Source organism: Pseudomonas sp. Seg1 (assembly GCF_018326005.1).
Taxonomy (GTDB): Bacteria; Pseudomonadota; Gammaproteobacteria; order Pseudomonadales; family Pseudomonadaceae; genus Aquipseudomonas.
Genome location: NZ_AP021903.1, coordinates 3579554 through 3592580, shown reverse-complemented (window position 1 = coordinate 3592580; position 13027 = coordinate 3579554). Strand labels below are relative to the sequence as shown.

Below are 13027 nucleotides of genomic sequence, written 5' to 3'. Positions count from 1 at the left end.
CATTGAGCAGATGGGGCAACCCTTAAGGCTACCTGTTGGCACATCCGCCGCCCGAGGCTTGGCCTCAGATCACACCCCGATGCGCTCTCATAGAGAGGATCGGGCAGTTAACGACAGGCTGTCGTGGTACCTGTTTTTATAGGGACAGGCTCCCTGTTTCCTCGCTTTCCACAGTCGAGGGAAAACCATATGCTTCGACCTCCACGGTCGATACAAGGAGTGGCAGTTATGGCGGAATATATGGCTCGAGTTGAGTTGTTCAGGGCCGATGGCGAGGACTACGCCGACCTTCACGAAAAGATGGAGGCGCTAGGCCTGAAGAGAACGGTTAGATTTGATGACGGGAAAACTTACAGCATGCCGATAGGCACGTACTTCGGAACAAGCGCCCTAAGCACGTCCTTATTGAGAGATAGGGTCAAATCCATTTCTGACCCACTGACCTCAAGACAGTCAGCATCTATCTTTCTCTGTCGCGTACAGGATCAGGAATGGTCTGCATTTCTTTACGAGGCCTGACTCGATCCGCCGCTGGATGATGCCTCTCTTCCTTTTGGCATCTCACTGACCCAGTAGGCCAAGTAGTTCGATGCGATCGCGAAAGCCTCATCAAAACTGACGCTCTCGTCGGTCGCAATCTCTTGAACAATTTGGCGAAAGCGTTCTATCTGTTCGTCGTTCATTTCCTTCCTCCGGTTGTTTTCCCAATGCACCCGTCACCAGGTGCATCAGTGAAAAATTCCGTGTTGCTCGCGCCTCCTACCAGGTCATTCGCCAGTTCGGTCAACACCTCGTCCGCCGTCGCAGTTCTGCGCGTTGGTAGCCTTTCGGGGCTATCGGATCGCCGGTCGCCAGTAGTGGCAGCGCGATTTTGTTCACCTGACTTCATCTCGCCCCACAGGTGTGGCCGGGGCTGACCTCCCAGCGTGAGCCGGGTAATCGTTTATGGCGCGGGTTGTTAAAGAGCGGCGGGTCTCTTGAGGCCCTTCGCAGTGGCTGTGTGTCGCTGCGATGGATGAATATTGCCTGGGGAATTAATTGCCGTCAATGCCTGAGGAAATAATAATTTCTTCGGTCGTAAAAAAGCCCGCTCATGGCGGGCTTCCGGGAGGGCGAGGAGCAGTCAGTCCTCAGTGATCATCTTGTACGTAACTATCTCGCGGTCTTCCGAAGCAACATAGCGCACGTATTTCATAACCTTGATGGAGATAGGCATTCCGAGGCTTAGCTTCTGTATCTCGGGAAATTGTTGTCGGTTGTAAGACACCTTCTGCTTTGTGTCACCGCTTCGGATATAAATGGTTCCGTTTTCCTTCAGGTCTGCTACCACTCCAAACAGCGTTGTGGGCTCCGGCTTAATGTCCTGATGTGCGGAGAGCCTCTCATGCGTTAGGCGTACCGCCTCAAGAGTTCCGCCCCAGTGATAAATCTTTGAGTTGGGGGCTGGCCAGGATAACTCTGCACCGATCTTGCTGGCCTCAAGTGCTCCGAGCATGTCACTTAGCGCCTTCGTCGCTGGAATCCCTATGACAGACACAAGCTCTTTTATTCGATCAGTTGTAGGGGCCTTGAGGACGTCAAATATCTGCTCAAGCGCGCCTTCCATTATTGACTCGCCAGTCATATCCGGGGATACATTTCCAGCAAATATTAGGCGGGTAGAGCCAAATGCGAGATCGGAAAGCCTCAAATCCATTTCCCTAGCCAAGCTCTCTGGTATGCCCCTCTTAGGATTAGAACCATGGCGAAGGTGATAGGCCGCATATGACAGCGCGCGATTGAAGCAGTCTGAGAGCTTACTAAGTAACTTCAGCGGAATGCTCCCATCCATGCGCATACCTATCAACCTAAGCTGGACTACCTCCAGCTGAAGGTCTGCCTTCGCTTGGCGCAACTCCTGGTGCAGCCCGTCCTGATGTGAGCGCCACGAGTTCAGAGCGATTTGGAGCGAATATTTTCCCGGCGTTGACTCGAGAGCTCGAGTGTCACGATCGATGAATTGGTTGACCTGAGCAAGCTGTCGCTCAAGCCAATCGATACGATTTGCCTGCTCAGTCATAGGTTAACTCCAAGTGAGGCTAAACCCTTAGGGGTCACCTCGTCGCGTTGAGTTCCAAATTGCCTTTTCCAATATTCAAGACCAGCCTCATCTTCGACCCGGACTTGGAATACGTGCAACTTGAATCGACTCAGAATGGTAAGCGTATCGAAAAGTCCATTCAGGACTGGGCGCGCAGATTCCGAAATGTTATCGATTACCTCGGAATCAAAAACGAGGACTAGATCGATATCATCAGGCTCTTCTTTTTCGCACATGAACGATCCGTCGATCCACGCAAAGCCTTTGAAACCGGTGCTTTCGAGTAGCTCTAAGTATATACCAAGAGCGCCGAACAGGCTCTGCCTTCGGACAGAGTTCGGGAAATTATCGACGGTTATAGACCGGAGAGATTCAAGCGTAAAGGCATGAATTCCACCAGGGAGGAGGGGAGGGTAATCAATTTTTTCTTGGGTCATTACTAGGCATCAATAGGTCCATTGCCTGCTTGAGCTTCAGAGCTTGCTCCTCTGTCATCCCCAGCATCCTGCTTGCCATTTCGTCTACAGCCATCCGGTGCTCAGGGCTGGCTTGGGCATACAGATCATTCTTTTGGTAGTCGTTATCTGTGTAGATCTTTGCCACATCAGCAATCTCTTCAGCCAGTCGCTTGCTGTACAGCTCTGCTGGAATGCCGAAGAGCTTGTAGATGCCTACCGCTATGTCCTTGTTCAGAGCTAATCGACCATTCAAGTAATTGCTGAACGAGCCCTGATTCATGCCGAGGGCTGCCCCAGCCATTTCTTGGGTAATCCGCTTTTCTTTTGGGCGCGAGAAATTCTCCTGGAGTACCAGGGCCTTTAGGGCTGCGCATTCTGCGAGCTCCCAATCTTCAAGCTTTCTCTTCTCTTTACTCATAGCGGGCGAGTGTATTTCCGCAGGTATTAGCTAACAAATTCCTCAGGCATTGATTTATTTCAATTCCCGAGGCAATAATTGGCGCATGAACCACGGAGGAATGGCCATGAGCCGAATCCCGCTATGCCAATTCGCGGAAAAAAACGGGCAAACCAAGACCGCAATCCTTCTCGGAATGACTCAGGGGGCTCTTAACAAAGCTCTTCGAGTCGGTCGGGATGTGTACGTCATTGCCCATGAAAACGGGACCTACACGGCTGAAGAGCTGCGTCCATTCCCGGTTCAATCCGCAAAGCGCTCTGCAGCCTAATCACTTCATAAGCCACAAAGGAGCAACCCATGTACGCCGATCAGTCACACAAGCGCGACACGCCAAGGAAGGTGCGCTTCAACAAGACACTCGACAGGATTCTGAGTCGAGCAGCAGAGCGCGCGGAGGAGCAGCACGCCACGTATCTGTATTTGATGATCGAGTGGGCCGTAGAAAACGGTGCAATCGAAGCTCTCAGCAAGGACGACAAGCAGTCTAGCGCCGCATAGAGGCCCTTTGGAGGTCACGTGCCTGAAATCGACTATGAGCACCTGAGCGATGGCGCAAAGCGGCAGGTTTCCGCATTTGCCCTGAGTAAGGGTATGAGCATCGCCGAAGCACTTGAGGCAATTGCCATCGAGTTTTTGGCAATGGGTGGGCCGTCTCGAATGAGGCGACCTACAGCCAGGCTGTACCAATTAGCCCCTAAAGAGGGACTCAAAAGTGACAGCTGACAAATCGCAGACACAAAAAAGCCGGGGCGCAATCCCGGCTCTTTCAACTGCATACAACGAAACGTTCTGGAGCTGATTATGCACAGTTCACCTCATGCCAGCAATACCCCTACGACACGTTTTCTCAATTCGGAAAATGTGTCGCGCACGGTAACCATGAGTAGTTCGGAGATCGCCGAGCTGACTGGAAAGCTGCACAAAAACGTCATCCGCGATATTCGCGAGATGCTCGACGAGTTGCAAAAAGATGGCTCAGATCTGAGCCACGTCCAAGAAACCAAGGACAGTCGTGGTTACACCACGCTTTTCGAGTTGGACAAGGAGCTGACAGAGACCTTGTTGACCGGCTACAGCATTCCTCTGCGCCACAAGGTGATTCGGCGCCTCAATGAACTGCAGGCACAGCTCGACGGGCCACGGGTTCTCGCCAGGCTCCCAGACTTCTCCAATCCTGCCGCAGCCGCCCGCGCGTGGGCTGAGCAGTTCGAGCTTCAGCAGGCTGCCAATCAGGCCCTGATTGAGGCCGCGCCGAAGATTGCCTTCGTTGAGCGCTACGTGGAGTCAACCGGGCTGAAGGGGTTCCGCCAAGTGGCGAAGCTCCTGAAGGCCAACGAATCGCGCCTTCGTGAGTTCCTGCTCGACAAAAAGATCATGTATCGCATGGGCGGCGAGTGGCAGGCCTATCAGCCTCACATCGACGCTGGTCGCTTTGAAGTCAAAGCCGGCACCAGCGACAGCGGCCACGCCTACAACCAATCCAAATTCACCCCCAAGGGCGTCAACTGGATTGCCGGCCTGTGGGCTCAGCACAATCTCAAGGGGGTCGAATGATGGCCGCGCTTCCGTACATGCAGTTCTACGTCGCCGACTACTTGGCCGACACCACGCACCTGACTGCGGAGGAGCATGGCGCGTACATGCTCCTGCTGTTCAGCTACTGGCAGACAGGCAAGCCTTTGCGCATCGATCGCCTCGCAACCGTCGCACGGATTCCCAACGAACGTTGGCCTTCCGTTGCCGATACGTTGAGTGAGTTCTTCCACGTCACGGAAACGCACTGGGTGCAGTTCCGCGTCGAAGCAGATCTCGAGGCCGTAAACAGCAAAGTCGTCACTGCCTCCAACGCGGGTAAGGCGTCCGCACGGGCAAAAGCCCTCAAAAAACAACTAGAACTCAACGAACGTTCAACGACCGTTGAAGATTCGTTGCAACGAAATGGCAACCATAAAGATACAGATACATATACAGATAAGAATACAAACAACACTCCACCGATGGTGGATGACCTCTTCCCGAAGTTCTGGAAGATGTACCCGAACAAGAAGGGTAAGGCCGCAGCTGAAAAAGCCTGGAAGAAGCTCAAGGTCACTGCTGACCTGTTCGGCCAGATTGCTGAAGGCTTGGCTGCGCAAGTCGTTTGCGAGGCATGGGTCAAGGATGGCGGGCAGTTCATTCCCCACCCAGCGACATGGCTGAATGGCAAGCGCTGGGAAGACGAAGTGAAAGTCGCCAGCAATGTGCACCCGTTCCCGCAGTCCCGCCACACCGGCTTCGCTGACCGCGATTACACCTCCGGCCTGAAAATGCGGGAGGACGGCAGCTATGCGCTCTGAGCCAGTTCAAACCACTCCAGAACTGCCGCCGGGCACTCGTATCCAGCCAGCTGAGTGCGAAACCCACGGCGCCTACGACCAGAAGGTCTACTCCGTGCTGGGCCGTGAGCTGAAGAGCAATTGCCCGGAGTGCACTCGGATCGCCCGCGAGAAGTCCGAAGCCGCCGAGCAGGCCAACAAGGCGATGGAACTGCGCATTTCCCTCGCTGGGAAGCTGGGCGATGCGTTGATCCCGAAACGTTTCACCACTCGCACCCTGGGCAACTACCAGGCCGAGAACGAGGGCCAGCGTAAAGCCCTCCGGTTCTGCCAGCACTACGTGCAGATCTTTGACGAGATCCTGAAGACCGGTCGCTGCATGGTGCTGATCGGCAAGCCGGGTACCGGGAAAACGCACCTCGGCGCCGGCATGGCCAACGAGCTGCTGCACAACACGTCACGCACGGCCGTGTACCGCACTGTCGGCGCAATCCTTCAGGCGATCCGATCCACGTACGACAAGCACAGCGAACGCAGCGAGGCCGAGATTCTGTCGAGCCTGATCGATCCTGATCTGCTGGTGCTGGACGAGGTAGGCGTGAGCAAGGAGCAGCCGAGCGACTTCGAGCTGACGACCCTGTTCGCAATCATCAACGGCCGCTACGAGCAGGAGCGCCCAACGGTGGTGATCTCCAACCTCGAAGCCAGCCAGTTGCCGGCCGCATTGGGCGACCGCTGCGTCGACCGTCTGCGCGAGGGCGGAATGATCGTGGTGCCGTTCGATTGGGAATCTCAGCGCGGCAAGGAGGGTTTCTGAAATGGCCAATCCACAAGCAAAAACAGCGGCAACTGAAGACTTGGTGCGCCTTCGCGATGAGATCGCCATGCAGGCATTGAACGCAATGATCATCGCTGGTGGCTGGGGTTATACCGACGCCGAAGGCAAACGACATAACTGGACATCGATGCCTGAGTACTCCGCTGCCGCTTACCACTTCGCAGACGAAATGCTGGCTGCACGGGAGCGCAAGTGATGACCATCGACAAACAAAAACTCCAGAAGCTGCTGTGGGCCGAGGCGGCGTCGTACCGTGCCGACTGCGCTGACTGGAAGCGCAACACCGAGGCGCTGCAGGAATTCCTCGGGGAGAAGACCGTGGAGGAGGTGGCGCTTGAGTTGCTGGTAGAGAACGAGGCGCTGCGCCTTCGTTGCGATCACTTGGACGAGGACAAGGCGGCCATGACCGAAACCCACGTTCTCTACACTTGGCTGCGCAAGAAATGCGATCAGCCGAGCAATGACTTTGTGGCGGTGCAAATGAACATCGGCCACGACTGGGTGCCCGTGCACGACCTCGATCGCGACCTGCGATCCATGATCGAGCGGGAGGAGCCATGAACGAATTCGCAATCCGCAGCCAGCGCGATATCAGCCGCCTCATGGGCGTCCTGCACGCAACCGACTTCACCAAACCCAAGATCGTGGTCATCAAGGATGAGAAACGCCCAGACGTCTGCAACCGCAAGATGTGGGCAATGCTCAAGGACGTGTCCAAGCAAGTGGTCTGGCACGGCAAGAAGCTGACCAGCGAAGACTGGAAGTGCCTTTTCAGTGCCTCGCTGGAGAAGCAGCGCGCGGAGCCAGGTCTCGACGGTGGCTTCGTCGTGATGGCCGTATCGACCCGCAAGCAGTCGCAGAAGTGGTTCAGTGATCTGTTCGAACTGATGCATGCCTTCGGCGCCGAGCATGGCGTGAAGTGGAGCGCAACTGACCACTGGGATGGCCGCTATGACCAATAACTTCAAGCCGGGCGATCTGGCGTTGACGCTTATCAGCTTACCCATTCTTCCTACTGGGAGCGTCGTTGAGCTCTACAAGGCGATAAACCCTGGCGACAACCTCAATTGCGCGCGCCACCCGATTCCCGCAATGCGCAAAGGCTGGTGGTGTGCTCACGGCGTAATTGGCGATCGCCTGCCATTTGCAGAAACGAGTCTGATGCCTCTCCGTGGCGACTTCGCCCCTGAGCAGCAGAAAGCCAAGGAGGCCGAACCATGCGCGTAGCCCTCAAGGAGATGAAGGCGCCCAAGCCGAAGAAGTGCAAGAACCCAGCTTGCGGGGACCCATTCGTTCCGCAGCGACTCGGGCAGGTGGTATGTGGATACAAGTGCGGTCTGGCCATCAAGGACGTCAATCAGGCGAAGGCCGGCAAGGCGTTGGCGCAAGTAGGGCGCCGCGAGATCAAGGTCCGCAAAGAGAAGTTAAAGACCCGGGCTGACCACCTGCGCGAAGCCCAGGCCGCCGTGAACGAGTACGTCCGCCTGCGTGACGCACACCTGCCTTGCATCAGCTGCGACTCGATGCCGAACGACAACGACCTGATGACCGGCAGCCGTTGGGACGCCGGGCACTACCGATCCGTCGGCGCCTGTCCGGAGCTGCGTTTCGAGCCGCTGAACATTCATCGCCAGTGCGTGAAGTGCAACCGCAACCTGTCCGGCAACGCGGTCGAGTACCGCATCCGGTTGGTGCTGCGCATCGGCGCCGACAAAGTGATTTGGTTGGAAGGGCCTCATGAGCCCCGCAAGTACACCGTCGACGAAATCAAAACCATCAAGGCCGAATACCGGGCCAAGACCCGAGAACTGAAAAAGGGGCAGGCAGCATGAAAATCAACTCAGCGCGCCAGGCTTGGCACGACTGCAAATACAACCCGGCCCCCGGCCAGACCTCCGACGTCGTCCAGCTCGGCGTGGTGGTGCAGAACACTGAACGCGGGCCAACGGCAAACCATGCTGTGCACGGCGCACTGGCTGGGCACATCCAATCAGCGATCGAGCGACTGCACCCGCAGATCCGCGTATTCGGTGACTTCATGTACGCGGCCGAGCAGAGCGACGATATCCGCGAGGCGGCGGAAGAGGTTGTTTTTCTGCTGGTGCAAAACCGATCGCCGCGAATGACTGCGGCGAAGCGGGAAAAGCTGGAGTTCGTGGTGAAGGGGATCATGCGCCGGTACCGGTACATGCACCAAGGTGGCCAATCGTCAAACGAGGACCCGCTGGCCAACGCCGAAAAGTTCCGGGCGTGGATGTGGCAGGTGTACGAGGTGCGACTGGAATCGTGCAACTGGGAGCGGGATTGGGGCGGTGTAATCCAGCTGATTTTCGAGTGCTGCGAGGATTTGGATCGCCGCGCTTTGAGCCCGGTTGCCGCCGTGATTTACGAAATGCGCGAGGCCGCTTGAGGGCCTATTGCGTTCCCGTGCGGCTCATGGCATGATTTCGCCACTGTTAGAGTTTTGCCTCCGGCAACTTACTCTCGAAAAACCGAAACCCGGCCACCGCGCCGGGTTTTTTATTGCCTAAAAATCATCGCAGCCAGAGCGGTCTTCGGGAGGTCTGGACACTGATAAGCCGGCAAGTGCAGTGCTACGGATAAACACCGGCAGCCCGCGCGCCCTGACCTCACAATGCTGCAGGGTGGCGCGAGACTGGATCAGCGAGATCGATGCAAAGGGGCGTCGACGTTGAGAAGGTCTTTGGCCGACAGCTCGGAAAGACGAGCGCACCTATTCAGGGCCTCTGCATTCGCAGGGGCTTTTTAGTTTGAGGAGCAGGGAAATGTCCGAGGCAGAGAAGCAGGCGGTTCAGTGTGTAGTTGATGCAGTGGTCGGTGGCGATCTCGGTCGACTGAAATCGGGTCTGGCTCGGCTTTCGGAGTTACCAGGCTACGAGTTCTCCATGGTTACTGGGCAGCTGATGAAAACCGACCAGCGTGAAAAGTTTTCGCTGCTCGAGATCGGCTACGAAAGCCCGTTCTACTACCGTGAAGGCCATGTGTTCGGAGCTGTGTACACGCCATCCGAGTTCATGTGCAAAAAAGCCAGTCCATCTGGCGAAGGCCTGCCGTTCGAGCAGGTTCATGAAGCAGTCCTGAAGGCGCGCGGCGAACACGACGAGAAGGTCCTGAAGAAAGCGCTTGGCTTGAGGGCCGCTCTCGAAGAAATGGAAGACTTGCTTAAGCGACACTCGTTCGCGGATTCGAAGCTGACCAGCCTCGCCCATGTTGAGTTGCACAAAGGTCAGGCGCTGCTCTTGGCTGCGCTAAACCCAGTAAACGCTCACTAATTTTGGCCCCGCGATTGGGGCCTTTTGTTTTCGGCTCCCCACACCCATTGCCCCGAGCTGGGAGTGCAGCGGACGCCGGATTTATCAATCTCCCCAAGGGGGAGGCAACCCGGATGCCAAACATGCCAGACAAACCAGACACATGGGCGATAGCGCTTGCGTGGTTGAGCCAGCATTCGCCAATCCTCTATGCGGCTGCGCTGTCGTGCGCCATGGCCGTCTTGAGGATCACCTACGGTGGCGGCACGCGTCGCCAGATGCTAGTCGAAGGCGCGATCTGCGGCGGCCTGACCTTGACTATCATCAGCGGCCTGGACTTCTTCGGCCTGCCCCAGAGCATGGCCACCTTCGCCGGCGGCTGGGTTGGATTTTTGGGGGTGGAGAAGATCCGGAACATTGCGGATCGGGTGACTGATTTCAAGCTACCAGCGCGCAAGGCTGAGTAGATCGCGGGTTCACGGGTGCAGGGCGATCCACGACTGGCAAGCAGCTTCGAGTTCGGATGACAGCTCGCTCAATTGATCCTGGTTGATCGCGCCTGAGAGTAGTAGTGACTGGTTATATCCGATCGCGCCGGTTTTCAGGCGATTGAGCTGACTCGAGTCTTTGGCTTCCGAAATGTGCCTTAAGTTGGCACGTGCGTGGGCCATCGCTGTAATCGCATCAATTGGCATGAGGTTCTCAATAGGTAAATTCAACTTAAGTCTTTCACCTCTGTACTTACTGACCAAGCTTTTTTTGCCAATCACTTTGTTCGCGACACCTTTCGCGTACAGCAAATTGTGTCGCGACACGCGACGAGGAGAGCAGCATGGATAACCAGCACAAGAAGATCACCGGCTACCGCGACCTGACCCAGTCCGAAATCGACGGCATGAACTCGATCAAGGCTCTGGAAGCCGACGCCGGCGAACTGTTCAAGCAGATCGGCCAGATTGAAGGTGTTGACCCTCGGCTGTTGGCGTTGGCCAAGACCAATCTTCAGCAGGGCTTCATGTGGTTCGTTCGCTCGATCGCCAAACCGGCGGATCCATTCAGCTGAGGCCCACATGACAACCATTGCCTACAAGGACGGTGTTATCGCCTATGACTCGCGGCAGACCAGATCGGGCGCGATCGTCTCAGATGATTGCTTGAAGTGCGCGACCGTTGATGGAGTCAGTTTCTTCCTGGCTGGAGCTGTATGCGACGAGAAGGCTTTGATTGCCGCCTACTTCGGAACCCCCTCGCTTGTTCCTGTGGAGTGTTCGGGCTATGTCGTCGATGGTGGCAAGCTGATGATGGTCGGCCACGACGACAAGACAGGTGTTTGGAAGCAGGAGCTCGACCCATCGAACCCTGACGCTATTGGCAGTGGCTCCGCTTATGCCTTAGCAGCGATGGATATGGGTGCAAGCGCAGTGGACGCGGTTCGCGCCGCAATGAAGCGAGACATCTACACCGGCGGCACCATCCGCACGATGACCATCAAGCAAGACTAAGGATTTCCAATGACAACCAAGCAACCCGACTGGGAGGCGATCGAACGAGCCTACCGGGCCGGTTCGCTTTCCATCAGAACCATCGCCGAGCGCCACGGCGTGAGCGACACCGCAATCAGGAAGAAGGCCAAGGCCCTTGGATGGGCAAGAGACCTGTCTGATCAGGTGCGGAAAGAGGTTCGCAGCAAGCTGGTTCGCGGCGAGGTTCGCAACGACCAAGGCGCGAACTGCGAACTTGACGCCGAGATCATCGAAGAGGCGGCAGAGGAAGGCGTCCGGGTGGTTCGCAGCCACCGGCGAGACATTCGCAAGGCGACGATCCTTGCGAACCTGCTGATGGATGATCTCATGACGACCATCCAGCGCCGCGAAGAGATCGAAGACGCGATCGAGGATGAAACTTCAGAAGACAACAACGGCATGCGCCGGGCCTCGATGCTGGCAGCCGTGGCGTTACCCAGTAATTCCAAAACACTGTTCCAGCTTTCCTCTGCAATGAAAAACTTGCAGGTGCTGGAGCGTCAGGCATACAGCCTGGACGAGAAGGAGAAGACGGACGAAACCGACGAGCTCTCGAGGATGATGGACGAACTATCGAAGGACGCCTGACATGAAGCCCGAGCACATGAAGCTGCTCCGGGACAAGCGTTGGAGGCTCAATAATCTCTACTTCATAACTGACAAAGGCGGGAAGAAAGTCCGCTTCAGGATGACGGACGAGCAGATTGAATACTTCGACGGGATGCACACCCGGAACATCATCCTGAAGGCTCGTCAGCTCGGCTTCACCACTGAGTGCTGCATCATCCAGCTCGACGCGGCTTTGTTCGAGTCGGCCAAGTGCGCACTGATCGCCCACACCCTGAACGACGCCAAGCGCCTGTTCAGGGAGAAGGTGAAGTACGCCTACGACAACCTGCCGAAAGAGATCCGCGCTGCAAACCCTGCGAGCAACGACGCTGCCGGTGAGCTGGTGTTCAGCAAGGGCGGTTCGCTCTACGTCAGTACCTCGTTTCGGGGCGGCACGCTGCGTTACCTGCACGTCTCCGAGTTCGGGAAGATCTGCGCCAAGTTTCCGCACAAGGCCCGCGAGATCGTCACCGGTGCCTTTGAGGCGGTGGCCACTGACTGTTTTGTCACGATCGAATCCACGGCGGAAGGCCGGGCGGGCTACTTCTTCGACTACTCACAGAGCGCCGAGAAGCAACTGCTGTCCGGCACGCCGCTGGGCAAGCTGGACTGGAAGTTCTTTTTCTTCAGCTGGTGGAAGAACCAGGCCTACTGGCTTGACCCGGCCGAGGCGGTCATCCCGCAGCGCCTGACCGACTACTTCAACGAGCTGTTCGCCAAGCACGGCATCGACACGAACCCGGGCCAGCGCGCCTGGTACGCCGCCAAGGAGAAGACCCTCGGCGACGACATGAAGCGGGAATACCCGTCGATCCCTGCCGAAGCCTTCCAGCAGTCGATCGAGGGCGCCTACTACGCCCAGCAGTTCACCAAGCTTTACGCCGCTCAGCGCATCGGCACGCTGCCAGACAACAGCCACCTGCCGGTGATGACCTTCTGGGACATCGGCGTCGGCGACTCCACGGCCATCTGGTTCGTGCGTCAGGTCGGCAACGAATACCACGTCATCGACTTCTACCAGAACAGCGGGGAAGGCTTGCGGCACTACATGAAGGTGCTCAAGGACAGGGGCTACACCTACTCCGAGCACTGGGGGCCGCACGACATCGACAACCGCGAGTTTGGCAGCGATGCCAAGACCCGCCGGGAAATGGCGCGCGAAGGCTACGAGATCGACGGCCAGCACTACCGCATGACGTTCCAGGTCGTGCCGAAGATCGGCGTCGACGACGGTATCGATCAGGCGCGAGAGATCCTCGCCCACTGCGCCTTTGACGAGGCGAAGTGCGAAGAGGGCATCACCGCGCTGGAGAACTACCGCAAAGAGTGGGACGACAAGAAGGGCTGCTGGAAAGACCGGCCGCTTCACGACTGGGCGTCTCACCCTGCTGACGCATGGCGCTACTTCGCTGTAGCCAAAACCAAGCGCGCCACCATGACCCACATACCTGTCACATTCAGCTTCTGAGGCC

Annotated in this window: 23 protein-coding genes; 18 read left to right on the top strand and 5 right to left on the bottom strand. The window is 56.9% G+C overall.

Going from position 1 to position 13027, the window contains the following annotated elements; translation table 11 throughout:
* Positions 1-506: 506 nt before the first annotated feature.
* The 4 genes from KI231_RS15955 to KI231_RS15940 all read right to left on the bottom strand — a co-directional run bounded on the left by KI231_RS15955 (position 507) and on the right by KI231_RS15940 (position 2956).
* A complete protein-coding gene (locus KI231_RS15955; protein WP_212809042.1) occupies positions 507-683 on the bottom strand; it encodes a hypothetical protein in 177 nt (58 codons plus the stop codon).
* Between the two features lie 440 nt (positions 684-1123).
* A complete protein-coding gene (locus KI231_RS15950) occupies positions 1124-2059 on the bottom strand; it encodes a hypothetical protein (RefSeq protein ID WP_212809041.1) in 936 nt (311 codons plus the stop codon).
* The gene (locus KI231_RS15945) at positions 2056-2517 is read right to left on the bottom strand and encodes a DUF6932 family protein (RefSeq protein WP_212809040.1); all 462 of its coding nucleotides are present in this window, start codon (positions 2515-2517) and stop codon (positions 2056-2058) included. Before KI231_RS15945 ends, KI231_RS15950 begins: the two co-directional genes overlap by 4 nt.
* Complete coding sequence (locus KI231_RS15940) at positions 2498-2956, bottom strand: helix-turn-helix domain-containing protein (protein WP_212809039.1); 459 nt, start codon at positions 2954-2956, stop codon at positions 2498-2500. The genes KI231_RS15945 and KI231_RS15940 overlap by 20 nt, the downstream gene beginning before the upstream one ends.
* Before the next feature lie 85 nt (positions 2957-3041).
* Here KI231_RS15940 and KI231_RS15935 point away from each other — a divergent pair, with 85 nt between their 5' ends.
* The 14 genes from KI231_RS15935 (at position 3042) to KI231_RS15870 (ending at position 9890) form a co-directional block, all read left to right on the top strand.
* A complete protein-coding gene (locus tag KI231_RS15935; protein WP_446927732.1) occupies positions 3042-3266 on the top strand; it encodes a Cro/CI family transcriptional regulator in 225 nt (74 codons plus the stop codon).
* A 29-nt stretch (positions 3267-3295) separates the two neighbouring features.
* Positions 3296-3496 carry a hypothetical protein gene (locus tag KI231_RS15930; protein ID WP_212809037.1) on the top strand — a complete coding sequence of 67 codons (201 nt, stop codon included), beginning with the start codon at positions 3296-3298 and terminating at the stop codon, positions 3494-3496.
* Between the two features lie 18 nt (positions 3497-3514).
* Positions 3515-3721 (top strand): hypothetical protein, encoded by a 207-nt coding sequence (locus tag KI231_RS15925; protein ID WP_212809036.1) that lies wholly within the window; start codon positions 3515-3517, stop codon positions 3719-3721.
* Between the two features lie 78 nt (positions 3722-3799).
* On the top strand, positions 3800-4552 hold the full coding sequence (locus tag KI231_RS15920; protein ID WP_212809035.1) for a phage antirepressor KilAC domain-containing protein: 753 nt from the start codon (positions 3800-3802) through the stop codon (positions 4550-4552).
* Positions 4549-5334, top strand: coding sequence for a YdaU family protein (locus KI231_RS15915; RefSeq protein ID WP_212809034.1), 786 nt, complete (start codon positions 4549-4551; stop codon positions 5332-5334). Before KI231_RS15920 ends, KI231_RS15915 begins: the two co-directional genes overlap by 4 nt.
* On the top strand, positions 5324-6130 hold the full coding sequence (locus KI231_RS15910; protein ID WP_212809033.1) for an ATP-binding protein: 807 nt from the start codon (positions 5324-5326) through the stop codon (positions 6128-6130). The genes KI231_RS15915 and KI231_RS15910 overlap by 11 nt, the downstream gene beginning before the upstream one ends.
* Before the next feature lies 1 nt (position 6131).
* Positions 6132-6347 carry a hypothetical protein gene (locus KI231_RS15905; protein ID WP_212809032.1) on the top strand — a complete coding sequence of 72 codons (216 nt, stop codon included), beginning with the start codon at positions 6132-6134 and terminating at the stop codon, positions 6345-6347.
* Positions 6347-6712 (top strand): hypothetical protein, encoded by a 366-nt coding sequence (locus KI231_RS15900; protein WP_212809031.1) that lies wholly within the window; start codon positions 6347-6349, stop codon positions 6710-6712. The genes KI231_RS15905 and KI231_RS15900 overlap by 1 nt, the downstream gene beginning before the upstream one ends.
* The gene (locus tag KI231_RS15895; protein WP_212809030.1) at positions 6709-7113 is read left to right on the top strand and encodes a recombination protein NinB; all 405 of its coding nucleotides are present in this window, start codon (positions 6709-6711) and stop codon (positions 7111-7113) included. The genes KI231_RS15900 and KI231_RS15895 overlap by 4 nt, the downstream gene beginning before the upstream one ends.
* Positions 7103-7378 carry a hypothetical protein gene (locus KI231_RS15890; RefSeq protein ID WP_212809029.1) on the top strand — a complete coding sequence of 92 codons (276 nt, stop codon included), beginning with the start codon at positions 7103-7105 and terminating at the stop codon, positions 7376-7378. Before KI231_RS15895 ends, KI231_RS15890 begins: the two co-directional genes overlap by 11 nt.
* Positions 7369-7983, top strand: a complete 615-nt coding sequence (locus KI231_RS15885; RefSeq protein ID WP_212809028.1) for a recombination protein NinG — start codon at positions 7369-7371, stop codon at positions 7981-7983. The genes KI231_RS15890 and KI231_RS15885 overlap by 10 nt, the downstream gene beginning before the upstream one ends.
* Positions 7980-8561: a hypothetical protein gene (locus KI231_RS15880; protein WP_212809027.1), complete on the top strand. Its 582-nt coding sequence runs from the start codon at positions 7980-7982 to the stop codon at positions 8559-8561. The genes KI231_RS15885 and KI231_RS15880 overlap by 4 nt, the downstream gene beginning before the upstream one ends.
* Positions 8562-8937: 376 nt before the next feature.
* Complete coding sequence (locus tag KI231_RS15875) at positions 8938-9444, top strand: hypothetical protein (protein ID WP_212809026.1); 507 nt, start codon at positions 8938-8940, stop codon at positions 9442-9444.
* Positions 9445-9557: 113 nt separating this feature from the next.
* Positions 9558-9890 carry a phage holin, lambda family gene (locus KI231_RS15870; RefSeq protein WP_103302216.1) on the top strand — a complete coding sequence of 111 codons (333 nt, stop codon included), beginning with the start codon at positions 9558-9560 and terminating at the stop codon, positions 9888-9890.
* A gap of 9 nt (positions 9891-9899) precedes the next feature.
* Here the strand turns inward: KI231_RS15870 and KI231_RS15865 are convergent, their stop codons facing one another.
* Entirely contained in the window at positions 9900-10118 is a 219-nt protein-coding gene (locus KI231_RS15865; RefSeq protein ID WP_103302215.1) for a hypothetical protein, read from the bottom strand.
* 137 nt (positions 10119-10255) lie between these two features.
* Between KI231_RS15865 and KI231_RS15860 the strand changes: the two genes are divergently transcribed.
* From KI231_RS15860 to KI231_RS15845, 4 genes are read left to right on the top strand one after another with little or no spacing between them, the layout of a single operon-like run.
* Positions 10256-10486 carry an Acb2/Tad1 domain-containing protein gene (locus tag KI231_RS15860; protein ID WP_004573849.1) on the top strand — a complete coding sequence of 77 codons (231 nt, stop codon included), beginning with the start codon at positions 10256-10258 and terminating at the stop codon, positions 10484-10486.
* A 7-nt stretch (positions 10487-10493) separates the two neighbouring features.
* Positions 10494-10925 (top strand): Ntn hydrolase family protein, encoded by a 432-nt coding sequence (locus KI231_RS15855; RefSeq protein ID WP_212809025.1) that lies wholly within the window; start codon positions 10494-10496, stop codon positions 10923-10925.
* 9 nt (positions 10926-10934) lie between these two features.
* Positions 10935-11534, top strand: a complete 600-nt coding sequence (locus KI231_RS15850) for a hypothetical protein (protein WP_212809024.1) — start codon at positions 10935-10937, stop codon at positions 11532-11534.
* Position 11535: 1 nt separating this feature from the next.
* On the top strand, positions 11536-13023 hold the full coding sequence (locus KI231_RS15845) for a terminase large subunit (protein ID WP_103302208.1): 1488 nt from the start codon (positions 11536-11538) through the stop codon (positions 13021-13023).
* Positions 13024-13027: the final 4 nt, after the last annotated feature.